Source organism: Sphingomonas sp. PP-CE-1A-559, from assembly GCF_004340965.1.
Classification (GTDB): Bacteria; Pseudomonadota; Alphaproteobacteria; order Sphingomonadales; family Sphingomonadaceae; genus Sphingomonas.
Window position 1 is genome coordinate 921,789 of the sequence record NZ_SLYA01000002.1, and the last position, 21,337, is coordinate 943,125.

19 protein-coding genes are annotated in these 21,337 nt (G+C 66.1%); 9 read left to right on the forward strand and 10 right to left on the reverse strand.

Going from position 1 to position 21,337, the window contains the following annotated elements:
- Positions 1 to 96 precede the first annotated feature (96 nt).
- The 3 genes from C8J42_RS09585 (at position 97) to C8J42_RS09595 (ending at position 2,744) form a co-directional block, all read left to right on the forward strand.
- The gene (locus C8J42_RS09585; RefSeq protein WP_133019805.1) at positions 97 to 1,005 is read left to right on the forward strand and encodes a LysR family transcriptional regulator; all 909 of its coding nucleotides are present in this window, start codon (positions 97 to 99) and stop codon (positions 1,003 to 1,005) included.
- Positions 1,006 to 1,074: 69 nt separating this feature from the next.
- Positions 1,075 to 1,848: a glucose 1-dehydrogenase gene (locus tag C8J42_RS09590; protein WP_133019806.1), complete on the forward strand. Its 774-nt coding sequence runs from the start codon at positions 1,075 to 1,077 to the stop codon at positions 1,846 to 1,848.
- Positions 1,845 to 2,744, forward strand: coding sequence for a glycosidase (locus C8J42_RS09595; protein WP_243644233.1), 900 nt, complete (start codon positions 1,845 to 1,847; stop codon positions 2,742 to 2,744). The genes C8J42_RS09590 and C8J42_RS09595 overlap by 4 nt, the downstream gene beginning before the upstream one ends.
- Positions 2,745 to 2,791: 47 nt before the next feature.
- Here the strand turns inward: C8J42_RS09595 and C8J42_RS09600 are convergent, their stop codons facing one another.
- Complete coding sequence (locus C8J42_RS09600; protein ID WP_056481571.1) at positions 2,792 to 3,013, reverse strand: hypothetical protein; 222 nt, start codon at positions 3,011 to 3,013, stop codon at positions 2,792 to 2,794.
- 231 nt (positions 3,014 to 3,244) lie between these two features.
- On the opposite strand from C8J42_RS09600, the gene C8J42_RS09605 reads away from it, so the two are divergent.
- Positions 3,245 to 3,742, forward strand: a complete 498-nt coding sequence (locus tag C8J42_RS09605; protein WP_243644235.1) for a DUF2141 domain-containing protein — start codon at positions 3,245 to 3,247, stop codon at positions 3,740 to 3,742.
- A 4-nt stretch (positions 3,743 to 3,746) separates the two neighbouring features.
- Here the strand turns inward: C8J42_RS09605 and C8J42_RS09610 are convergent, their stop codons facing one another.
- The 4 genes from C8J42_RS09610 to C8J42_RS09625 are packed head-to-tail and all read right to left on the reverse strand — an operon-like array spanning position 3,747 to position 9,009.
- A complete protein-coding gene (locus C8J42_RS09610; protein WP_133019807.1) occupies positions 3,747 to 6,167 on the reverse strand; it encodes a TonB-dependent receptor in 2,421 nt (806 codons plus the stop codon).
- Positions 6,127 to 7,140 (reverse strand): FecR domain-containing protein, encoded by a 1,014-nt coding sequence (locus C8J42_RS09615; RefSeq protein WP_133019808.1) that lies wholly within the window; start codon positions 7,138 to 7,140, stop codon positions 6,127 to 6,129. Before C8J42_RS09615 ends, C8J42_RS09610 begins: the two co-directional genes overlap by 41 nt.
- Entirely contained in the window at positions 7,112 to 7,669 is a 558-nt protein-coding gene (locus tag C8J42_RS09620) for an RNA polymerase sigma factor (protein ID WP_243644236.1), read from the reverse strand. Before C8J42_RS09620 ends, C8J42_RS09615 begins: the two co-directional genes overlap by 29 nt.
- Positions 7,666 to 9,009 (reverse strand): lipopolysaccharide biosynthesis protein, encoded by a 1,344-nt coding sequence (locus C8J42_RS09625; protein WP_243644238.1) that lies wholly within the window; start codon positions 9,007 to 9,009, stop codon positions 7,666 to 7,668. The genes C8J42_RS09620 and C8J42_RS09625 overlap by 4 nt, the downstream gene beginning before the upstream one ends.
- Positions 9,010 to 9,141: 132 nt before the next feature.
- Between C8J42_RS09625 and C8J42_RS09630 the strand changes: the two genes are divergently transcribed.
- Entirely contained in the window at positions 9,142 to 10,365 is a 1,224-nt protein-coding gene (locus C8J42_RS09630) for a hypothetical protein (RefSeq protein ID WP_243644240.1), read from the forward strand.
- Between the two features lie 64 nt (positions 10,366 to 10,429).
- Entirely contained in the window at positions 10,430 to 11,350 is a 921-nt protein-coding gene (locus C8J42_RS09635) for a formyl transferase (RefSeq protein ID WP_133019809.1), read from the forward strand.
- Here C8J42_RS09635 and C8J42_RS09640 read toward each other — a convergent pair.
- From C8J42_RS09640 to C8J42_RS09650, 3 genes are all read right to left on the reverse strand, one after another.
- Complete coding sequence (locus tag C8J42_RS09640) at positions 11,322 to 12,404, reverse strand: glycosyltransferase family 4 protein (protein ID WP_347812407.1); 1,083 nt, start codon at positions 12,402 to 12,404, stop codon at positions 11,322 to 11,324. The genes C8J42_RS09635 and C8J42_RS09640 overlap by 29 nt on opposite strands.
- A complete protein-coding gene (locus tag C8J42_RS09645; RefSeq protein WP_133019810.1) occupies positions 12,401 to 13,483 on the reverse strand; it encodes a glycosyltransferase in 1,083 nt (360 codons plus the stop codon). Before C8J42_RS09645 ends, C8J42_RS09640 begins: the two co-directional genes overlap by 4 nt.
- An 82-nt stretch (positions 13,484 to 13,565) precedes the next feature.
- Positions 13,566 to 14,369: a transglutaminase-like domain-containing protein gene (locus C8J42_RS09650; RefSeq protein ID WP_133019811.1), complete on the reverse strand. Its 804-nt coding sequence runs from the start codon at positions 14,367 to 14,369 to the stop codon at positions 13,566 to 13,568.
- Between the two features lie 108 nt (positions 14,370 to 14,477).
- Here C8J42_RS09650 and C8J42_RS09655 point away from each other — a divergent pair, with 108 nt between their 5' ends.
- From C8J42_RS09655 to C8J42_RS09665, 3 genes are all read left to right on the forward strand, one after another.
- Positions 14,478 to 15,062, forward strand: coding sequence for a glutathione binding-like protein (locus C8J42_RS09655; RefSeq protein WP_133019812.1), 585 nt, complete (start codon positions 14,478 to 14,480; stop codon positions 15,060 to 15,062).
- A 34-nt stretch (positions 15,063 to 15,096) separates the two neighbouring features.
- Positions 15,097 to 15,927, forward strand: a complete 831-nt coding sequence (locus C8J42_RS09660; protein WP_120300344.1) for an aldo/keto reductase — start codon at positions 15,097 to 15,099, stop codon at positions 15,925 to 15,927.
- A gap of 166 nt (positions 15,928 to 16,093) precedes the next feature.
- Entirely contained in the window at positions 16,094 to 18,052 is a 1,959-nt protein-coding gene (locus tag C8J42_RS09665) for an EAL domain-containing protein (protein ID WP_165895179.1), read from the forward strand.
- Positions 18,053 to 18,060: 8 nt separating this feature from the next.
- Here C8J42_RS09665 and C8J42_RS09670 read toward each other — a convergent pair whose 3' ends face one another.
- The gene (locus tag C8J42_RS09670; protein ID WP_133019813.1) at positions 18,061 to 18,984 is read right to left on the reverse strand and encodes a crotonase/enoyl-CoA hydratase family protein; all 924 of its coding nucleotides are present in this window, start codon (positions 18,982 to 18,984) and stop codon (positions 18,061 to 18,063) included.
- Positions 18,985 to 19,099: 115 nt separating this feature from the next.
- Positions 19,100 to 21,265, reverse strand: coding sequence for a TonB-dependent receptor plug domain-containing protein (locus C8J42_RS09675; protein WP_133019814.1), 2,166 nt, complete (start codon positions 21,263 to 21,265; stop codon positions 19,100 to 19,102).
- Positions 21,266 to 21,337: the final 72 nt, after the last annotated feature.

The window sequence follows — 21,337 nt, forward strand, 5'->3', positions numbered from 1 at the left end:
AAACTCCTGTAGCTGTCGTCTCTACGCGCGACGAAAAGCGACGTCCTGCGGCATGTTTTCGCGTATGGCGGGACAATAATTCCAGAATGGACTCGCATGATCCCCTCCGAACGCCTCAAGGGCATCGAAGCCTTTGTCTGTACCGCCGACGCCGGCAGCTTCACCGCGGCCGGCGTGCGGCTGAACCTGACCAACTCCGCGGTCAGCAAGAGCGTCGCTCGGCTTGAGGCGCGGCTAGGTAGCCGGCTGTTCGAACGAACCACCCGCCGCCTGACGCTGACCGACGTCGGGGCCGCCTTCTACGAGACCTGCGTCCGCGTGCTCGAGGATCTCGCCGATGCCGAAGCGGTGCTGGCGGCGCACCGGTCGGAGATCGTCGGGCGGCTGAAGGTCGACGTGCCGATCGCATTCGGGCGGATGCAGGCGATGCCGCTGTTGCTCGCCTTCGCCGAACGCCATCCGAATTTACGCCCGAGCATCACCTTCACCGATCGGAAGATCGACATCGTCGAGGAGGGCATCGACGTCGCGATCCGGATCGGCGCGTCGGAGCCCTGGGCGGACAATCTCGGCCATCGCTATCTCGGCAGCGAGCGCGTGATAATCTGCGCCGCCCCCGCCTATCTCGCACGCCGCGGGACACCGGCATCGGCGGACGATCTCGCGCGGTTCGACTGCATCCTCTACGGACGCGGCGACGGCAGCACGATCAAGTGGCGCTTTGCCGATGGCGCCGACGGTATCGACGAGCGCGCGATGGATGGCCGCATCGTCCTGGGCAGCGCTGAGGCTCAGGTCGGCGCGGTCAAGGCCGGTTTCGGTATCGCGCAACTCGCGACCTGGCTGATCGAGGACGAACTCGCGCGTGGCGACCTGGTCGAGGTCCTTCCCGAACTGGCGACGCAGGGGCTTCCCCTGCATCTGGTGTGGCCCCGGCGACGCCAACTGAGCCCGAAGGTTGATGCGCTGCTCGATGCGCTGACCAGCGGACTTCGGATCGCATGACGAAGAGGTGAAAAGCGCGTCATCCCGCCATTTCCTGCAACTCGCGGTGGCATCGCCTGTTGGGGAAGGATGACCATCTTCAACGATCAAATCGCTATCGTCACCGGCGGTGAATCCGGCATCGGCGCCGCCTGCGCCAAGGCGCTAGGCGAGGCCGGCGCGCGTGTCGTCATCACCTATTTCAAGGACGCGGCGGCGGCGCAGGCGGTCTGCGCGACGATCGGTAGCAACGACCGTGCGATCGCCGTTCAGGCCGATGTTGGCGACGAGACCGCGATCGAACATTTGTTCGCGCAGGCAGAAGCTGCGTTCGGCACGGTCACGCTGCTCGTCAACTCCGCGGGCCTCAACATGAGCGGCGTCATGCTGGTGGACATGGAACTGTCCCAGTTCGACCGGGTCATCCGCTCCGACCTCTACGGCCCGTTCCTCACCTGCCGCCGCATGGTGCGTGCACTCGAAGCCAAGGACACCAAAGGGCGCATCGTCAATATCTCGTCGATCCATGAACGTGCCCCGCGACCCGGCGGCGTCGACTATGACTCCGCGAAGGGCGGCCTGTCGCAACTGACCGCGACGCTGGCGCTCGAACTTGCGCCGAAGGGCATCGCGGTCAACGGGGTCGCGCCGGGCATGATCCTGACGTCGATGAACCAGTCCGCGCTCGATCATCCGCAGGAGCTCGCCGCCAAGGAGTCCGCAATCCCGTGGAAGCGCGCCGGACGGCCCGACGAGGTGGCGTCGCTCGTGACGTTCCTGCTCTCGCCCGCGGCGGACTATATCACCGGCACGACGGTGACGATCGACGGCGCGCTGTCGCTGACCGTGGCGCAGGGCGCATGATGGTCACCTACGCTGTCGAGCAGCTCGACACCGTCGCGATATCGGCCAATTCGGTGATCGACGGCATGGACCTGATGAGCCCGTTCGTCTGGAAGGAGGGCGACCTCTACCGGATCATGGTCCGCGGCGTTCCCCATCCGCTCGGGGCGCACGACCCGACCGGGATCATTGCCCGCGGCGAAAGCCGCGACGGCCTGTCGTTCACGATGGATCCGGGCTTAGCGATAACCCCCGGCCCCGGCGCGGAGGACATGGGTGGGTGCGAAGACCCGACCGTCCTGGTGACACCCGATCACGAGTATCTGATCTATTACACCGGCGTCGATGCGGACCGCTCGCAGGGCTGCATGATCCTTGCCGCCGGCCGCGACCTGACGGCGCTGGTGAAGGAGGACCTGGTCCTCAAGGCGCCCCCGGGCGAGGGCAACATCAAGGAAGCCACGCTGGTGCAGACGAGCGCCGGTGACTGGCGGCTGTTCTACGAGTACGCGGCGGATGGCGCGTCGCGGATCGGCATGGCAGGCGGACCCACTGCGAAGGGCCCATGGACCGTGCTGCCCGACCCGTTCGGTATCCGTGAGGATAGCTGGGACAATTGGCACCTGTCGACCGGGCCGATCTGGCAGGTGGAGGGCGCCGACCCGGTGATGTTCTACAATGGCGCGACGCACGATGCGCGGTGGCGGATCGGCTGGATCAGCTTCAGTCCCGATCTCGCGCGGGTCACGGGGCGCGGGTTGGAACCGCTGCTCGTGCCGCCACCCGCGCTGAGCCGCGAAGCGACGGATATCGCGTTCGCCGCCTCAACCGTCGCGGAAGGCGACCGGATCGCGCTGTATTATTCGCTCGAGGACAGGATGCTACGGCGCGCGTTGATCGGACGCTATAGCCGCTGACTACGGAGAATGGTCGCGGGCGGAATACCGTCCGCGACCCTTGATCGTCAGCCGTGCGCGCGAGCAGCGGCTTTCTGCGCGCGTGCCTGCTTGGCGTAGTGGTGATGCGCAACGACGCACCCGATGGCGGCCCCGGCAACCGCGTGTCCCTTACCGACGAAATGCCCACCGACGCCGCCGGCAGCAGCGCCGCGGATGCAGCCCTTCGCCAGTACGGGCGACGCCGTCATCGCGAGGAGCGGAAGAGCGAGCAGGGTAATGAAGCGCATGACGGTATCCTTGAAAGCACTGCAGGAAGACCTGAAATACCGTCCAAGCCGCCACCGTGTTCCGTGAGAAATTCGTCATGTTCTGCATGCGAAGGTCTCTTGAACGATACGAACTGTCCGCCATAAGATATTGAAGATGCGGTAGTCTTGTAACGAGTGGCACATCCACCGATCCGGGGTACGGCGCGCCCGCGTTGCATCCCGATCCGAAAGAGTCGAAAGCCACGAACCATGATTGCCCTGTATCTCGCGGCATTGTCGATGACGCCCAATGCCGCCTTGAAACCGATCGGTCCCGACGCTGCGAAATGCACGGCGGGCAGTACCCATCCGGCGATGCTGGTCGTCGTCGAAGGGTTCAAGGCGCGCACCGGAACCGTTCGTGTCCGCACATTCGGGGGATCGCCCTCGACGTATTTCGACAAGAAAAAGACGCTGTTGCGCACCGAAGTTCCGACGCCGCGCGAAGGCCGGGTCGCGATCTGCATGCCGGTCGATCGGCCCGGCGTCTATGCGGTCGACGTGCGCCACGACATCAACGCCAACGACAAGACCGATCGCAGCGACGGCGGCGGGGCGTCGGGCAACCCGCACGTCACCCTGTTCGACATGCTGTTCTCGCGCAAGCCCGATCCGAAGATCGTCCAGGTGCGTGTCGGATCGGGTACGACGGTCGTGCCGGTCACCCTCACCTACCTGCAAGGCGGATCGCTGCAGCCGATCCGCTGATCGATCACCAGCCGATCGCGCCGCCCAGCCGGAACGTGCGCGGGCGCAGTGGCGTGTATTCGTTACGCGCCGCCAGCGCGAACGGGTTGCCGCCCGCAAAGCGGTCTCCCTTGACGTCGAACACATTCTCGACGGTGGCGGTCAGACGAATGGTATTGCGCGTCCACGTACCGCCCAGGTGCGTGCTGCCATATTCCCCCTGTGACACGTCGAGCGGGGCCTGCGTCCCGACGGTCGACCGGCCGACGTAGCGCCACCCCGCGTCGATGCTGACGTGCGTATCGGCGCTGAGCGACCATTCATAGCCGACGCTTCCCGACACCGCGAATGGCGGCGTGTTGGGCAGCCGTGCGCCGACCTGCCGACGGAATGCCGGATCGGGATCGGCGACACGCGTATCGTTGAGGAACATCGCCATGTCGATCTTCAAGCCGGACAGCGGCACCCAGTTGGCGCTCGCCTCAAGCCCATAGATATGGCTGTTGCCGAGATTGGTGGTGAACGGAAAGCCGGATTTGTCGACCAAGTCCGCCTGGATATGCCGCCAGTCGGTCAGCGATGCACCGATCGATGCGGAAAGCCCGAGCGGTCCATGCCGCTCCTTGCGCAGGCCGATCTCCCCGACGTGAATGGTATCGCGAACGAGATCGGTAACGCGGCCGACGCCCGGCGCCACGGTGATCCCCCCGGTCCGGAAACCCGATTGGTAGCGCGCATACGCTGCCAGCGTCGGGGTCAGCAGCCAGGATACGCCGAGTGTCGGATCGAGTCGGGTCGAACTTAGTCCGCGAATGTATGTCGTCGTCTTGAGTTTGGCGATCGGGTCGCCGTCGGTGCGCTGATGCGTCAGTCGTGCACCTGCGGTGATCGTCAACGCCGGGCTGATCGCGATCCCCGCTTCGCCGAACACCGCTGCGTTGAGCGTCCGATTGGTGACGCCGACGATGTCACGCAGCTTGTCAGGCGCACCGTATTTGCGTGCATAGGCGTCGCGCGCGTGAATGAGCGCGACGCCGACCAGCCAACCGGCGCCGTTCGGTTTCGCGCGGGAGATTCGTGTCTCGTGCGAGAACAAACGGCTGCGTTCGTCCGTGTCATAGGCGATCGGCGCGTCCGGGCGGATCGGCCGCGTGGCGTCGAACCGGCTCTCCGCATCGCGGTGGACGAACCCGGTCGCCGAGACGAGGTGCAGCCCGTCCTCCCAACGCCTGTCGACCACGACACGCCCGAGGAAATATTGCTGGCTGAACGGCTGCGCCAGCAGGGACGCGCGGGAGAGCGATCCCATTCCGCGCTCGGCATATTGCAGGTCGGGGGCGGTCAAATCCTGGATCACGACGCCCGCGTCGACCGTCCACCCGCTTGCCGGAACGACACGTACGTCCAGGCGTCCGCCCGTCGTCGCAACGCGGTTGACGTTGCGCAGGCCGCGGCGGATATCGTCAATATAACCGCCTTCGACGACCCGGTAGCCGACCGCGCGTACGCCAGCGACGCCCGTCTCGATCGGTATGTTGACCATCCCGGCGATATCGCCGCCCGGATCGCCCGACTTGGTCGCGCTGACGCCGCCCGACACATTGGCCGACACCCCTGACAGATCCACCGCGTGCGGGACCAGCCGGACGATTCCCCCGATCGCGCCTGCGCCGTACAGCGTGCCCTGCGGCCCTTCGAGGACTTCGACCTGATCGACGTCGTACAGGTTCAGCCCCGGTTCGGGCCCGTTATAGGCGACCGGCACCTCCCCGAAATAGACGTTGGCGGTCGATTGCGTCGGTCCGGTGAAGCTGCTGTCCGCGACCCCGCGAATGAACAGCTTGTTGCGACCCGCACCCAGCGCCGTGCTTTGCAGGATCGGCGTCGCGGCGATCGCCTCGTCCATGCCGTTCGCGGCATCGTTGCGAATGCTCACGGTGCTTGCCGGTCGCAGGATGGTGAGCGCGCCGGGAAAGCGTAGTCTTGACGTCGCGCGCTTTGTCGCGGTGACGATGATTTCAGGCGACACTTCGACCGGCGGCGGCGTCAGGGGACGTCTTGGCTCCGGTTGGTGTTCGCGTGCGACTGGCTGCCGGACGACAGCGCGACGAACGATCCTAAAGCTGCCTCCGCCAAGTCGTTGCGCGGTGTACGGGCTGCCTGCGAGCATCTGGTCGAGCGCTGCGGCAGCGGTCAATCGACCTTTCACGCCCCGCGTCATGACCTGCGACAGACCAGGCTCCGCACTGCCGATGTCTACGCCCGCCTGCTGCGCAAGCACCGCGATCGCGCGATCGAGCGGCCCCGGCGCAACGGCGATCGCCCGCCGCTCCGCTGCATGAGCGGGCGTAGACAGCGACGGTGTAATCAGGGTGGCGGCGATAAGCGATACGGCCAGATTGAAATTACGGACCGGCATGGCCTCCGACCAGACGCCAGCGGCCATTAATATGCTCCGCTCGAGCGCCGATCAGCGCTGCGGCGCGTGGGATCAGGCTGTCGGCACCGCCCGTCACGCCGATCGATCCGGTGAACCGCGTTTCCGCCAGTCCGGGGGCGACGCGGACGACCGTACCGGTACTGCGTTCCAATGCTGCGGCGACGAGCCGCACCGGCGTCTGCTGGAACACGAGCCGGCCTTTACGCCAACTGCCGACATCGTCGATCGCGATACCCGACATCCGCGGCGCGCCGCCATCGACATGCGACAACGCCGCACCGGCGGTCAGCATGATGCGTTCCTGTTCAGGCTGGAATATCACCGCACCCTCGGCAACCTGAACGCCGAGATGCGTGCCGACGCGGGCGACGTTGAAAACGGTGCCGACGTCCTGCAACCGCATCGTCCCCGACTGGACGACGAACGGATGCGCGACGTCGTGCGTGACCCGGAAGATCGCCTCGCCGCGTTCCAGCGTGACGAGGCGCGAACTGCTGTCGTCAACCGCGAGCCTGGTGCCGCCGTTCAGGTCGATACGGCTGCCGTCGGCGAGTGTCACGCTGCGGCGAACCCCGGCCGGTGTCTCGATGATCCGCGCTGCCGTTTTCGACGGGTTTTCGAGCGGCAGCATGACGCCGACGATCCCCGCCGCCGCCAGTCCGCCGACGGCTCTCATCACCCAGCGCCGCCGCGGTGTCGGTCGGTCGTCGTTGGCGGCAACCGGCGGTATTGCTTGCGACCAGTCGGGAGGCGACAGCGCGTCGGTCAGTTCCGCGTCCGCAACCGCCAGCGCGTCATAGGCGCGTCGATGCTGTGGGTCGGCCTCCAGCCAGTCGGCGAATGCCGTCCATGCGCCACCATCGGCAGTCGGCAAGCGGAGGTGCCACGCGACCGCCTCGGCCGCGGCGTGTTCGCCGTAACCCGGGCCGTAATCGCCGTCCTTGCCCCACTCATCGACCATCGCGCTGGTCCTCCTCATGAGTGAGACGTCCTGCCTGCGGGATATCCGCACCGGAATTGCCCCGTTGCAAGTGAATTCGCAGATACGCGCGGTGCAGCAGTTTCTCGACGCCACTGACGGTGATGCCCATCTGCTCGGCGATCGCCTTCTGCGGAAGGTCCTCGAACCGGTAGAGCCGGAACGCGGTCGCGACGCGATCGGGCAGGCCGGCGAGCGTCGCCTCGACCCGCCCGAGCCGTTCGCGGGCAATCAACGCGCGTTCGGCATCGGGATGCTCGTCGGCGGTCGCCTGCGTTTCCAGCCAATCGGTGTCGCGGTCCGCCCGCCGTGCCGCGCGACGGCGACGGTCGACGGCGATGTTGTTCGCCATCCGGCAGATATAGCCGAGCGGTTCGGCGATCGGGCCGCCGGTCACCGTCTCCAGCTTCAGCCACAGATCCTGGAGCGCATCCTCCGCCTCCTCGACGCTGCCCAGCCGCGCGACGAGCAATCGCAGCAGCATCGCGCGCTCGGCGAGGAAAACTGCACGGAGTCCGCCAAGCGTCATGCTGGGTTGGCGTTCGCGTCGCGGCGGAACAGCACCGCCAGCGCGACGATCGCGACGCCGTTCTGGAGCAGCGCATGCCACCCTGCCCCGTCGGTCCCGAACGCCCACAGCATCGCAGGCAGCAGCGGGTAGAGCGCGAGGCTGGTGACGAGGCCGATGGTCATCGATCGGCCCGGCAGTCCGAGTGCTGTCAGTCCCGAGGCCAGTGGTGCGCTCGCGAGCCCCGCCGCTCGTGCTCCGGCGATGAAAATCAGGAGGACCGTGCCACCTTGGAAGCTTGCGCCACCCAGTGTGACGAGCAACCGGTCGCCTGCGAAAGCGAGGACCAACACGATCGGCAGCGCCACCGCGAGAGCGAGCCCAGCGCTCCGCCAGACCGTGTGCCGCAACGCCTTGAGATCACCGCGCGCCACTTGCGCCGCGAGCACGGCGTAGCTGGCCTGGCTCAGCAGCACCGTCGGCTGGGCGAGCAACGACGTCGCGCGCTGCGTCAATGCGAGCAATCCTGCCGCCGCCGGCCCGAGCAACCAGCCCACCGTCAACGGCGCGAGGTTCGGCGCGAGCTCCCGGACCGTGATGTCGAAATTGGTGATGAGGATGAAGCGCTTGAGGCCCTCGGTATCGCGCGCCGTACCGCGCCATGGTCCGCGAACCCGTTCGCCCGCGGCGAGCTTGCGCCACGCGACCCAGCCGAAGCCCCACATGGTTAGCCCCTCGGCGACGGCAGCCACCAGCCAGACGGCGATGAAGCCGATCAGGCCGCCGCCCGCGAACCAGACTCCGAGTGCGCCGACCAGTCGGATCAGCGGCGATACCGCCTGGTGGATGCCGATCAGGTCGAACCGGTCGGCGATCTGCAGCAGTCCTTGTGGAGTCGCGCGGACCGTAGCGATCACCGCGAGCGAATAGGGAATGGCGATCCGGATCGTGTCGGGCGACCAGCCGAGCCGTGGTCCGATCAGCGGCACCAGCAGAGCCGCCACGACCACGGCGGCGGCACCGCAGCCGAGTTCGATCACCGCCATGAACCGGACGATCCGCGCGAACCCGGCACGGTCGCCGGCCTCCAGCGCGAGCCCGCCATACCGCACCACGCCGTGGAATCCGGAGAACGCGAGGACGCTGCCGATCAGCACGGCATAGGCGTTGACCAGCACCAGTACGCCATAATCGGCCGCACCCAGCCGGTGCGTCACCAGCACGAGGTAGACGAGGCTCATGATGCCCGCCGCCGCCTTGCCGCCGAGCAGGTGACCGAGGTTCGCCAACACCAGCCACAGCCCCGACCGATCGCCGCGTCCCGCCCCAGCTTTGGCGGAGTCCGCCTGCCGGGACGTCATACGGTGGAAGAGCGAACGCATCGCGAGCGCTTAGACGCCCAGCGTTGCGCCGACGAACGGAAAGTTCCGCGTGATCGGCGAGATGACAAAATATTTAGTGAGGATAGCCTGTGCCGGGAACGTCTATCGGCCATGAAGATCGGTTTTCTGTTCAACCACGACCAGGTTCATCAGGTCGCGCACGCCCTCCCGACCGCCCTGGCGATGGCCGAGGGTTATCCCGATGCGGAGATCGTCGTCGCCACCACCAACGCGCGGCTGACCGACGAAGTGCGACGGTTGTGCGCGCGGCTCGGCGTCACCGTACCGTTGGTCGAACTGGGCCTGCGCCGCGCGTCGACACGCGCGCTGGCGAGCGCGCTCGAATGGGCGCTGCCGGTGACCAAGATCGGTATCTACCGCGACAATCTCGATTTCTTCCGCTCGCTCGATGCGCTGGTGGTCGCCGAGAAGACATCGCTGCTGCTGAAGACGCGCTACGGCCTCGACGATCTCAAGATCATCCATACGCGCCACGGTGCGGGCGACCGCGCGATCGGCTTCAACAAGCACAGCGCGACGTTCGATCACGTCCTCGTCTCGGGCAGCAAGATCCGCCAGCGCCTGCACCGCGAGGCCGGCGTGCCGTTCAACCGGATGAGCCTGATCGGCTATCCCAAGTTCGACCTGATGCCGGAGCCCGCGCCGCGCCTGCCGTTCCAGGCTAACGGCAAGCCGACGGTGCTCTACAACCCACATCCGTCACCGCATTTGTCGTCCTGGTATGCGCAGGGCCGCGCGGTGCTCGAGCATTTCCTGCGCGACGACCGCTACAATCTGATCTTCGCGCCGCACGTCATGCTGTTCCACCGCAAGTTCGTGCTGACGATCGACAAGTTCCGGATCGACCGCGCCGGCGTGATCGAGCAGCGCTTCCTCGGCGCGCCGAACATCCATGTCGATCTCGGATCGGCCGCATCGACCGACATGACCTACACGGCGGCCGCGGATATCTATCTCGGCGACGTCAGCAGCCAGGTGTACGAGTTCCTCCACACGCCGCGGCCGTGCCTGTTCCTCGACGCGCACGCGACGCCGTGGGACGGCGATGCGAACTATGCGCACTGGCAGGCGGGCGAAGTTGTCACCGGCACCGAGGACCTCGGCGCCGCGCTCGATCGCGCAGTGGCACAGCACGACCGCTATCGTCCGGTCCAGCGCGCGCTGTTCCAGCGCAGCTTCGAACTGACCGCGGAGCGCTCCGCCGTCCGTGCGGCGCGCGCGGTAATGAGCGTGCTCGGCGATACCGTCCCGGCAGTCCTGCCCGAGCGCGAACTGGAGACGGCAACCGGATTGCAGGGGTTGCGCGTAGCCTGATCCGCCGCGAGAAGGCCCGCGCGGCGCCCCTGTCGGGCGCGGCGTTTGGGATCGATCGACCACCGTGGCTCTACGCAAGGATATCTGGCGCCCCGCGATCGTGATGGCGACTGCCGAGGCGATCGTCGCGCGCGGCTCGATCGAGGGGTTCCCCCTGACGTGGTTGCCGCCGATGGGCAGCTTCCAGTTTCTCGCCGACCCGTTTGGGTTGTGGCGCGACGGGCAGCTATACGTGTTCGTCGAGATCTATGATTACCGCGTCCGGATCGGCGCGATCGAAGTGCTGGTCTATGACGCCAACTTCCGCCTGATCGACCGTCAGCCGGTGCTGAACGAGCCCTGGCACCTGTCCTATCCATTGGTGTTCGAGGCGGAGGGCGAGACGTGGATGCTGCCCGAAGCGCATCGCTCGAACCGGCTCACGCTGTACCGCGCGGTGGATTTCCCGACCCGGTGGGAGCTGGCGCATGTCATCGAACTCGATCATGTGGCGGTCGATGCCACGCCGGTGTTCCACGGCGGGCGGTGGTGGCTGTTCTACACCTCGGCCGACCGCGAGCCGGACAAGATGAGCGCGCTGCACGTGGCCTATGCGGACCGGCTGGCGGGACCGTGGACGCCGCACCCGATGAACCCTGTGCGGGTCGATGTCGCAAGCGCGCGACCGGGCGGGATGCCGCTGGTGATCGATGGCCGGATCGTACTCCCGGTGCAGGATTGCAGCCGGACCTATGGTGGCGCGATCCGGCCGCTGACGATGACCGTTTTGACCACTGAACGGTTCGAGGCTGAGGTGGGCGACGCGATGGTCGCGCCGGCCTCTTCCGCGCCGTTCGTCGAGGGGTTTCACACGCTGTCGGCGGCGGGGCCGGTGACGCTGGTCGATATGAAGCGCACTGAATTGTCGCTTCACGGGCTCTCGATCGAAATAGTCCGCGAGGTGAAGAAACTGGGCCTTAAAAGGCGCGCATCCGTTCGAGGATAGCGAGGCCGGTCGCAGCGAACCGGTCTGGTCCGAACGTCGCGAGAACGCGCTCGCGACCTGCCTGCCCCATCGTCCCCAGTTGCGCCGGCTCGGCGAGCGCGCGCGACAACGCGGCGGCTAGCGCCACCGGATCGCCCGGTGGGACGGTGAAGCCGGTCTCGCCTTGGACGATGCTGCCAGGGAGTTCGCCTACCGCTGAGGCGATAACGGGAAGCCCAGCCTGCATCGCCTCGTGTGCGGCAACGCAAAGGCCTTCCGAGCGCGATGGCTGCACGTAGAGATGGCAGCTTGCTAGGAATGCCGCGGGGTCAGCCGCATAGCCTGCGAACCGCAGCGTCTTTATGCCGAGAGTGTTCGCGCGAGCTTCGAGAGCGTCCCGTTCTGCGCCGTCCCCCGCGATCACCATCTCGTACGGCGTCGGCGTGTCGACCAATGCCAACGCCTCGACCAGCACGTCGTAGCCCTTCACTTGGTGCAGACGGCCGAGGCTACCGATCCGAACGGGTTGGCCCAGCCGCCACGGCGTCGCCTGAAGCGCTTCGGGATCCGCGCGGAAGATCGACCATTGGACGAGCCGCTCGGGGGGAACGTGGAGTCTTTCCGCGGTCAGTCGCGTCACGGCGGTGGAGTCACCGACCCACAGCCGCGACAGGCGCTGCATCGTGCGCAGCAAAATGCGGTTGACCGGCTTGAGGAAAGCAGCATGCTGCCAGCTGACGACCGGCCAACCCCGACGCACGCCGACGATCTGGCCGAGCAAAGTCGCACGTGTAAGCGAGGTCCAGAGATGCGTCGGCGCCCAGTCCTCGAGGGTCGCGTCGAGCCAGCGGAGCGCGGCCGCGTGATCGGTCTCGCCGCCCTCACGCACACGCACGTCAAGCCCGGCGGTGCGCATTGCGGTCTCGCCGCGACGGTCGCGTGCGGTCAGCGCGAACACCGCCACCTCCGCACCGCCATCGCGGAGCACGCCAAGCACCGCGGGCACAGGGGACGCAGCCCCGCCGCCCTCGACCGAGTTGATCACATACGCGATCCGCATCGGGCGTATGCTCACGCGCGCAACCTTGCAAACAGATCGAGATACTCGGCCGCGACTGCGCCGATCCGGTGATGCGCGACCAACGCCGCCAGTGCCTCCGGATCGGGCGAAGATTGCGCGAGCATCGCCGCGATCGCGTCTGCAAGGGCGTCGCTATCGTCCAGTGGCACGACCATGCCAGCTCCCGGCGCATCCAGCAGTCGTGTCGCCGGGGTACAGTCGGTCGCGACCACCGGGCGGCCCGCTGCCAGAGCTTCGACCAGGACCGCCGGATACCCTTCGAAATCGGACGCCAACACGAACAACCGCGCCGCATCCAGCCACGGCCGGATGTCCGCAACATACCCGACAAGCTCTACCCGATCGGCAAGCCTCAGCGTCTCGCTCAGTCGGCGCAATGCATCCGCCTCCGGGCCGTCGCCGACGATGACTAGACGCGCCGTACCTTTCGGCAGTTTTGCGAAGGCGTCGATCAAGCGCGCGAAACCCTTTTCAGGGACCAGTCGCCCCGCGGCGAGCACGACCGGCGGCTGCGTGACGGGGATCGGCGATGGCGGTGCAGCGTCGTCGCTCAGCGCCGGCAACGCGATCGTCGTCGTCAAGGGACGGCGGAGGATCCGGTCGGCCTGATCGCGCGCGACGTCCGACAGCGCGACCACGGCCTGCACCCTGCGAAGAAGGTGTCGCATCCGAACTTCGAACGCCCATTGCCGCAGCCGACCGCGCTGCGGCTTGTCGAGCGCTGCACTGACCTGCGCGACCACAGGGATGACCGATCCGGCCAGCGCGGCGGCGACCGGCCAATGGAAATTACCGGGAATGAAGACGCCGTCGAACCGTCGCTGCTCGACGAACACGCGCGCAGCCTGCGCCAACCGCCTGCGTGAGCCCGATCCACGCGGGATCGAAGGCTCTGCAACAACGATCTCGACCGCTTCGCCGGCCAATGCCCGAAGCGGCCCGGCGTCCGAGCCGGCAAAGATGGTGACCGCGACGCCCTGCTTCGCCCACGCCTCGGCAAGCCGCACGGCAACGCGTTCGGTACCGCCCAGCGCAAAATCATGGAGGACAACGAGGATCGACGGCGCGGCCATGACCGCGCGGTTAGCGCCGTGAGCGCGCCGACGCCAAGCTTTGTTAGGTCGGGACCCTGTGCCCCGACACGGAAAAGGAGAGTTAGGCTGGAGGCAGAGACCCCAGCGTATCCGTCACCCGCCGCCGCAGTTCGGGATCGCGGGTGATCTCCAGCATCGCGCTGAGGCTACCACGCGCCGCCGTCACGTCGCCGTCGACCAGTTCCAGGCGCGCGCGCTCCCACCAGGCGTGTCCATAAGCGGGCGCCATCAAAGTCATCCGCGTGTACAGTTCCAGCGCGCGTCGGCCATGCCCCGCCTGCTCGGCGCGCGTCGCTTGGTTGAGCAACAGCCGCACCAGGATCGCGCGGTTCGGCATCGTCGCGATGTGGTTCACCGCGGCGGCAGGTCCGCTGTTCGATGCTAGCACCAAAGCGGCCAGTGCCTCGCGGCCGACGCGCATCCCGCCGCGAAACGGATCGACAATCACGGGGGCCGCTTCGGCCCCGACCATCACCAATACGTGCCCGGGAACATCGAGCGCGTCAGCCGTCCATCCGATCCGGCGTGCCGCACCCACGTAGAGAATGGACAGGCTTACCGGCAGGCCGCGGCGCCGGTCGATGACACGGATCAGGTCGGCGTTGGCGGGGTCGTCATAGGTCTCGCGGTCGCCGACGAAGCCGAACTCCTCGCCCAGCACTTCCGACAGGACATCGGCGCGCTCTTCGGCGGTACCGGCGCCTCGGCCGACCGTATCGAGACGTTGCGACACCGCATTAATCAGCGAACGATAGGGTGTCGGATCGGTGCCTGGATGATCGAGTAGCGCCAGCGAAAGCGCGGCCTCATCGAGAATGATGTCGTCCTCGTCGAGGAGACCGAGACGGATCAAATTGTCGTTCATCGACCGGAGATGGGTGCGCGCGGCGATGCTGCAATAGCGGGGGTCGGGGTGACGGTCGCAGCTATCGGCGTGCTGGCGCGTTCAGGACAATCAACGCGGAGACCATCGATGAAGCTCTATTATTCCCCCGGCGCTTGCAGCCTCGCAGATCACATCGCGCTGCACGAAGCCGGGCTTTCGTTCGAGCATGAGAAGGTCGATCTCAAGGCCAAGCGGACCGAGAGCGGCATCGACTATACAAAGATCAAACCGAAGGGATACGTCCCTGCCCTGACCCTGGACTTGGGCGAGACGCTGACGGAGAATATCGCAATCCTCGACTGGATCGCGCATCAAGATAGCGCGCTGAAACCGAGCGGAGCGATGGGGCATACCCATCTGCTCATGGCGCTCGCCTTCATCTCGACCGAGATCTACAAGAGCTTCAAGCCGTTCTTCTCGGGCGGGAGCGATGAGGAGAAGGCGAAAGCCAGCGAGACGATCGTCAAGCGGATGGGCTATCTCGCCGATACGATGGAGGGCGACTATCTGTTCGGGGACACCGTCAGCGTGGCGGACTGCTATCTGTTCGTGATGCTGTTGTGGGCGGCGAAGAACCAGATCGACGCGCCGGCGAAATTGGTCGCGTTGCGCGAGTGGATGAAGGCACGTCCGGCGGTGCAGAAAGCGATGTCGCATGAGGGGCTGATCTAGTGTCGGAAGACCGGACCGGTACGAAGGATAGACCATGAAGACCGTGACGCTTCCGGGCGGGGAAACGGTTCCCGCCCTCGGGCAAGGCACCTGGATGATGGGCGAGCGCGCGAGCGAGCGTAAGGCGGAGATCGCGGCTTTACGGTCGGGGGTCGAACTCGGGATGACGCTGATCGACACGGCCGAGATGTACGGTGACGGTGCTTCCGAAATCCTTGTTGCCGAAGCACTTGACGGCGTTCGCGACGACATATTCCTGGTCAGCAAAGCCTATCCCCAGAACGCATCGCGCAAGCGCCTCGAACACGCCTGCGACGCCAGCCTCGATCGGCTGAAAACGGACAGGATTGATCTGTACCTGCTGCACTGGCGCGGATCGGTACCGCTTGCGGAGACGGTCGAGGCGATGGAGGGGCTCAAGACGGCGGGTAAGATCCGCCATTGGGGCGTCAGCAATCTCGATACGGACGACATGGACGAACTGCTGGCCGCCGGCGGCGGCGGCTGTGCGACCGACCAGATCCTGTACAACCTGACGCGGCGTGGCCCGGAACACGACCTCCTGCCGTGGCTTCGCCAAGCGCACATGCCGGTGATGGCGTACAGTCCGGTCGAGCAGGGCCGGCTCGTGTCGGACCGGACGCTCGTTCGCATCGCAGAAACCATCGGCGCGACGCCCGCGCAGGTCGCGCTGGCCTGGGTTCTGCAAAACGACGACGTGATCGCGATCCCGAAAGCCGGGAACGTCGCGCACGTGCAGGAGAACCGTGTAGCCGCGGACCTCGTGCTATCCAGAGAGGACGTAGCAGCGCTCGATGCCGCATTTCCACGACCGAAGACGGCGGGACCGTTGGAAATGCTGTAAGACGACGTCGAGCGTTACTGCATAAGAAAAACGCTGACGGCAAAGGCTTGAGCGGTCGTCTTAACTGGTTAACGCGTTCGCATCGCCCGACTAAATGCGACGGATCACAGACACGCCGGCTATTTTGTTCGTTTCTTTTACACCCTTGCCGTCCAAGGATAGTCGGATGAGTGGCTTGATTTCCCGCCTCAGGCAACTGCGGCATTCCGACCAGTCGATTGCGGCCTCGGTACGTGCGACGCTGCTGGAGTCGCTTTACGCGTCCCCGCAATCCTTGGTGATCGGTGCACTGACCAGCAGCGGCATCATGGGGATCGTCGCATACGTCAGCGGAAACCTGGCGATGATCGCGTGTGCCGTGGCGATCGCGCTCGTCGCCGGTATCAGGGTCGGCGATGCCCTGGGGCGGCAACGGCGGCCGGCACCGGATCGCGTGAAGGGAAGCTGGGCCAAGCGGCAGGAGTTTCTCTATCGATCCGGTGCGCTGGGGTATTCGGCGTTGCTCGGTACGTTCGGCCTGCTCACGCTGGTGCATACCGACGACGGCGTACTCCAGCTCCTCGCGGTGACCACGACGATCGGGTACGCGGCGGGAATCGCCGGTCGCAACGCCGGTCGACCGTGGATCGCCCTGTCACAGCTGTGCTTCGCGTCGCTGCCGCTGACGGTGGGGCTGATCGTCTCGCTGCAGCCGCTCAAGATGGCATTGGCGCTGGTGATCGTCCTGTTCGTCGTCGCGATGATGGACATCACGTTGCAGACCTATGGCGTCATCCTGAAGGCGACACTCGTTTCGCGCGAGAAGGCGGCATTAGCGGAGCATCATGCCGCCATCGCGCGTCGCGACGATCTGACCGGCGTCGCCAACCGGACCGCGTTCCGCGAACAGTTCGAGGCGCGCTTGCAGGCGCTCGGCCGCAGCGAAACGCGGCTGGCGATCTACTGGCTCGATCTCGACCGGTTCAAGGAAATCAACGACTCGTTCGGTCATCTGGCCGGCAACGCGCTGCTCGCGGGCGTGGCCCAGCGGCTGAACGACGCCTTCGGCACGACCGGGATCGTCGCGCGGCTTGGCGGCGACGAGTTCGCGGTGATTTGCGAAGTGGTCCAGCAGTCGGACGCCTCTGCGATCGGCCAGCGTATCATCGACTTGGTCGAGCAGCCGGTGCATCACGACGGGCGCACGCTGCACGTCGGCGCATCGCTCGGCATCGCGATCGCGCCACCCGATGGCACCGATGCCGACACGTTGCTGAAGAACGCCGACCTTGCCCTCTACCGCGCGAAGGACAGCGGCCGCGGTCAGATGCGCTTCTACGAACCGTTGATGGACGAGAAGATCGAGCGGACGCGCGACCTCGGCGCGGAAATGCAGGGCGCGCTCGAACGTGGCGAGTTCCATCTCGTCTTCCAGCCGATCTTCGACCTGACCGGCGACCGCATCCTCTCCTGCGAGACGTTGCTGCGCTGGACCAACCAGCGGCATGGCGCGATTTCTCCTGCCGAGTTCATTCCGATCGCCGAGGACAATGGCCTGATCGTCGCGATTGGCAGTTGGGTGATCCGCGAGGCGTGTCGGATCGCAAGCGGCTGGCCCACCGACGTGACTATCGCCGTCAACCTGTCGCCGATCCAGCTGCGATCGGCGAACCTGCCGATGGTCATCATGAGTGCGCTTGCGGCGAGCGGTTTCGCGGCGGAGCGGCTTGAACTCGAGGTGACGGAATCCGTCCTGCTCGAGGATATCGAGGCGTCGTTGGCGGCACTGGATGCGATCAATCGGCTGAACGTGCGGACGACGCTCGACGATTTCGGCACGGGTTACTCCTCGCTCAGCTACCTGACCAAGTTCCCCTTCCAGACCTTGAAGATCGATCGTTCCTTCATCGCCGACCTCGAGCAAAGCCCGGCCTCGGTGGCGATCGTCCAGACCGTGATCGAACTGGCGGCCAAACTCGGCATGCGGACGGTAGCGGAGGGCGTCGAAACGCACGCGCAACTCGAGCAGCTGCGGCGCACGCGGTGCGATGCGGTACAAGGGTTCCTGCTGGCGCATCCGATGCCGGCAAGCATGGTCGCGACCATGCTTGCCGGCGACGACGTCAAGGCACTGGGGCGCTCCTGAGCGTTTGATTATGCGGCCTTGTCCAGCAACCGCGTCTGCGCACCGACGAGGCGGCGCATCAGTTTCAGGTCGGCCTCGCTGAGCCGCAAGGCGGCATCGGCCCAGAGGTCGACGACGGCTTCGAGTTCGCCGAGCGGCAGCGGATTGACCGACCTCGACGCCTCGTAGATCGCGCAGTGCCCGCTATGCCGACGGCGGTTTTGGCGAATGTAGCGCTCGACTTCGGCGCGGCCCATGCCGGGATCGGCGAGCGCGTGGACGATGCCGAGCTCGTACAGTTCTTCGGCGGTGTACGACCGGCCGCTTAGGATCATCTGTTCCGCCCGCGCCGCGCCCAGGCGCCGGGACAGGAAGCAATGCGCGCCCATGCCGGGAAAGAGACCGAAATTGGTTTCGGGCAGGCCGAAATGCGTGCCGCGTTCGGCGATCACAACGTTGAACGACAACAGCGCCTCGAACCCACCCCCCAGCGCATCGCCTTCCACCAACCCGATCGTGATGATCGGTTGATCGAGGCTCAGCATGTTGCGATGCAGGATATGGACACATGCACGGCCGTAGCGGACGAGCGCCTCCCGATCGCCGTTGCGGATGTGCGCCGAGAAGAGATCGAGGTCACCGCCCAGGGAAAACACGCCGGGAAAACGAGATCCGAGGACGACATACAGGATCGGCATGGTAGCCGACGACCGCGCGGTTGCGATGTCGTTCTGCCACTGGGTGAACTCGGCGAGCAAACCAGGGTTGAAGCTCGGCCGGCTGCGTTGGCGCATGTAGGTCCAGAGGGTTTCGAGTTCGGCGTCGAAATGCGTTTCCAGGTCGACGAACTCGAACGGGCGCCGGCTGAGCACCGCGCTGAAGGAATGGATCGACGCCTCGTGAAGCTCTTGGTGCCTTTCGGAGGGTATGGAGGGGGAATGTTCGAAGGTCATTGCGACGTCCTTTTTTACAAGCAGCGGTCTGCTGCGCGAAAAGGTTACGTCGGAATCCGAAAACCAAGCTGCGATTCGGTCGGCAATTGGGGTGGTTGGTCGTGCTTTCGAGACTTCACAGCCCGATCGTGGCGCGCAGGGTTATGGTCCTCGGCCGGATGGGAACGGTCTGCGTCCTAGTGGCCAGCGTGAACGGATTGCCGAAGCCGAAACTGTTGCCGCGGCTGTCGAGCAGGTTGTCGACGGCGATCGACCAGTGCCACGGCCCGCGGTCGATCGTCGCGCCGGCGTCGATCGTCGCGTAGTTCCCCGCCGGACGATCCAGCAACGGATCGAAACTAAGTCGCGTGCGACCGGTATAGCGCGCGACACCGTAAACCGACGCGGGCGAGCCGAACGCGACGAGCGTTCGCGATGCCGTCAGTCGAGACGATATGTCGGGAACGACCGGCAATCGCCGATCGTCGCGATCGAGGCCGGTGTTCGACGACGGCGACGTCAGGCGGGCGCGTTGCAGCGTGGTCCCGAAATCGATCGTGATCGCGGACATGTTCAGGACGCCACCGAGTTCGACGCCGTAGTTGACCGCGTTGCCCGCATCGACCGTACCGAGAAGTCCGTCGGGGCCGACCGTATCGCTGCGCAAATGCTGCCACGCCGAACCAAACACGGCACCGTGGAAGGCCAGGCGGTCACGTGCGATGCGGATGCGCCAGCCGAGTTCAAGGCTCTGGAGTTCGTCGCCGGGGATCCGGAGATTGGTCGGATCGGCGGTCCGGCTGATACCCGCGGGACGCACGGCGCTGGCATAGCGAAGCCAGACGAGGCCGAGATCGTCGCGATGCCAGCTGAGCGTTCCGCTGGGGGTAACGCCGATACGGTTGGCGCGAACGCGGCCGGGTGCCTGTTGTTCAAGATGGCTCGACGTCGAGAAGGCCCGCAGCCCGAGCTTGAAATCGAGCGCGTTCGAGAGGCGCTGCGTACCCTCGGTGAACACGGCGAGATCCGTGACGTCCTCCTCGTCGCGTCGCGCGTCGATGGTATCGTCGCCGACCGACGTGAAGCGACCCTTTAGAAGGCTGGTCGAATGCAGGATGGTCGCACCGATGATCCAGGGATGGCGCGCGGTCGGGTCACTCAGCCGGACCTCCTGCGACAGCAACCGCGCGGAGCGATCCTCGACATACGCGACCGGTGATGCCACGCCGAGCGACGATGCCAGAATACTCGCATCATAGGTGCTGCCGAACTCCTGGTCGACATAGGCCGTCGTGGCCTGCGCCTCGAGTTTGCCGATCGGCCCCCGCACCGTCAGCGCCCCGGATGTGAAGTCGTTGTCCTGCGGCTCGGCGATCCGCGTGCCGCGCGACAGGCCACTGGTCGCATATTGGCTGTCGCGCGCGTCGATGCGTTGGGCGACGCCGCTCAGGGTCGCCGACCACCCCTCGCCGATCGACCAGCGCAGCGCGGCACGGCCACCGACCCGCCGCGTGCGGTTAACGTCGCGCCGATCGCGCCCGGTATCGTCGATCCAGCCGGGCATCGTCTCGACCCAGCCCGAGGCCCGAAGCGCGACCGTACCGGTGACGATCGGCAGGTTGAGCATCCCCTCGACCGCGCCACCGACTGCACCGTTGTTGATCCCCGTTCCCTCGACCGCGACGCCGCCCGCGCGCCGATCCAGGTCCGGCGCGGCGGTCACGACACGAACGACCCCGCCGAGTGCACCGGTGCCGTAGAGCGTGCCCTGCGGTCCGCGCAATATCTCGATCCGGTCCACGTCGACGAGCCGCAGGTCGGGATCGGGTGACGAATAGCCGATCCGTGCATCGTCCAGATACAGGCTGACGAGCGACTGGCTGGTGCCGTTGAACGCGCTGTCGGCAACCCCGCGGAGAAAAATCCGATCACGGCCCGGGCCCAGGTTCGTGGAAAATGCCCCGTCGGTCGTCGCCATGACGTCCGTCAGTCCACGCCGCCCCGCCAGCCGACCCAAGGTAGGTGCACCGACGATACTGATCGAAGCGGGAAGATCGGACAGCCGTTCGTCGCGCTTGCTGGCGATGACGACGATATCACCGGTCATCAGCGTCCCTGCGGCGTCACCGCCACGCGCCGGCGCGCGCGGTGGTTTTGCCGGAATCGCCTCGATCCGCCACGTGGTCGCATCGACCTGCACCGCGCGCAGCCGGCTGCCGGCCAACATGCGGCGTACGGCCTGCGCTACGTCGGCAGAATGGTCGACCCGCTTGATGACGATATCCGGCAATCCGCCCGCCATTCCGATCGAGATCCCGGTCTGGCTTGCAAGCGACTCGAGCGCAGATCGTAAAGGTCCCGCAGGAATCGTGAT

Bases quoted from the DNA above. Each gene is read 5' to 3' on its own strand.
- C8J42_RS09625 (WP_243644238.1), bottom strand. From the start codon at position 9,009: ATGACGTCCCGGCAGGCGGACTCCGCCAAAGCTGGGGCGGGACGCGGC.
- C8J42_RS09610 (WP_133019807.1), bottom strand. From the start codon at position 6,167: ATGGCCGCTGGCGTCTGGTCGGAGGCCATGCCGGTCCGTAATTTCAAT.
- C8J42_RS09660 (WP_120300344.1), top strand. From the start codon at position 15,097: ATGAAGACCGTGACGCTTCCGGGCGGGGAAACGGTTCCCGCCCTCGGG.
- C8J42_RS09615 (WP_133019808.1), bottom strand. From the start codon at position 7,140: ATGAGGAGGACCAGCGCGATGGTCGATGAGTGGGGCAAGGACGGCGAT.
- C8J42_RS09620 (WP_243644236.1), bottom strand. From the start codon at position 7,669: ATGACGCTTGGCGGACTCCGTGCAGTTTTCCTCGCCGAGCGCGCGATG.
- C8J42_RS09590 (WP_133019806.1), top strand. From the start codon at position 1,075: ATGACCATCTTCAACGATCAAATCGCTATCGTCACCGGCGGTGAATCC.
- C8J42_RS09645 (WP_133019810.1), bottom strand. From the start codon at position 13,483: ATGGCCGCGCCGTCGATCCTCGTTGTCCTCCATGATTTTGCGCTGGGC.
- C8J42_RS09670 (WP_133019813.1), bottom strand. From the start codon at position 18,984: ATGACCTTCGAACATTCCCCCTCCATACCCTCCGAAAGGCACCAAGAG.
- C8J42_RS09665 (WP_165895179.1), top strand. From the start codon at position 16,094: ATGAGTGGCTTGATTTCCCGCCTCAGGCAACTGCGGCATTCCGACCAG.
- C8J42_RS09585 (WP_133019805.1), top strand. From the start codon at position 97: ATGATCCCCTCCGAACGCCTCAAGGGCATCGAAGCCTTTGTCTGTACC.
- C8J42_RS09630 (WP_243644240.1), top strand. From the start codon at position 9,142: ATGAAGATCGGTTTTCTGTTCAACCACGACCAGGTTCATCAGGTCGCG.
- C8J42_RS09650 (WP_133019811.1), bottom strand. From the start codon at position 14,369: ATGAACGACAATTTGATCCGTCTCGGTCTCCTCGACGAGGACGACATC.
- C8J42_RS09595 (WP_243644233.1), top strand. From the start codon at position 1,845: ATGATGGTCACCTACGCTGTCGAGCAGCTCGACACCGTCGCGATATCG.
- C8J42_RS09655 (WP_133019812.1), top strand. From the start codon at position 14,478: ATGAAGCTCTATTATTCCCCCGGCGCTTGCAGCCTCGCAGATCACATC.
- C8J42_RS09605 (WP_243644235.1), top strand. From the start codon at position 3,245: ATGATTGCCCTGTATCTCGCGGCATTGTCGATGACGCCCAATGCCGCC.
- C8J42_RS09600 (WP_056481571.1), bottom strand. From the start codon at position 3,013: ATGCGCTTCATTACCCTGCTCGCTCTTCCGCTCCTCGCGATGACGGCG.
- C8J42_RS09675 (WP_133019814.1), bottom strand. From the start codon at position 21,265: ATGGCGGGCGGATTGCCGGATATCGTCATCAAGCGGGTCGACCATTCT.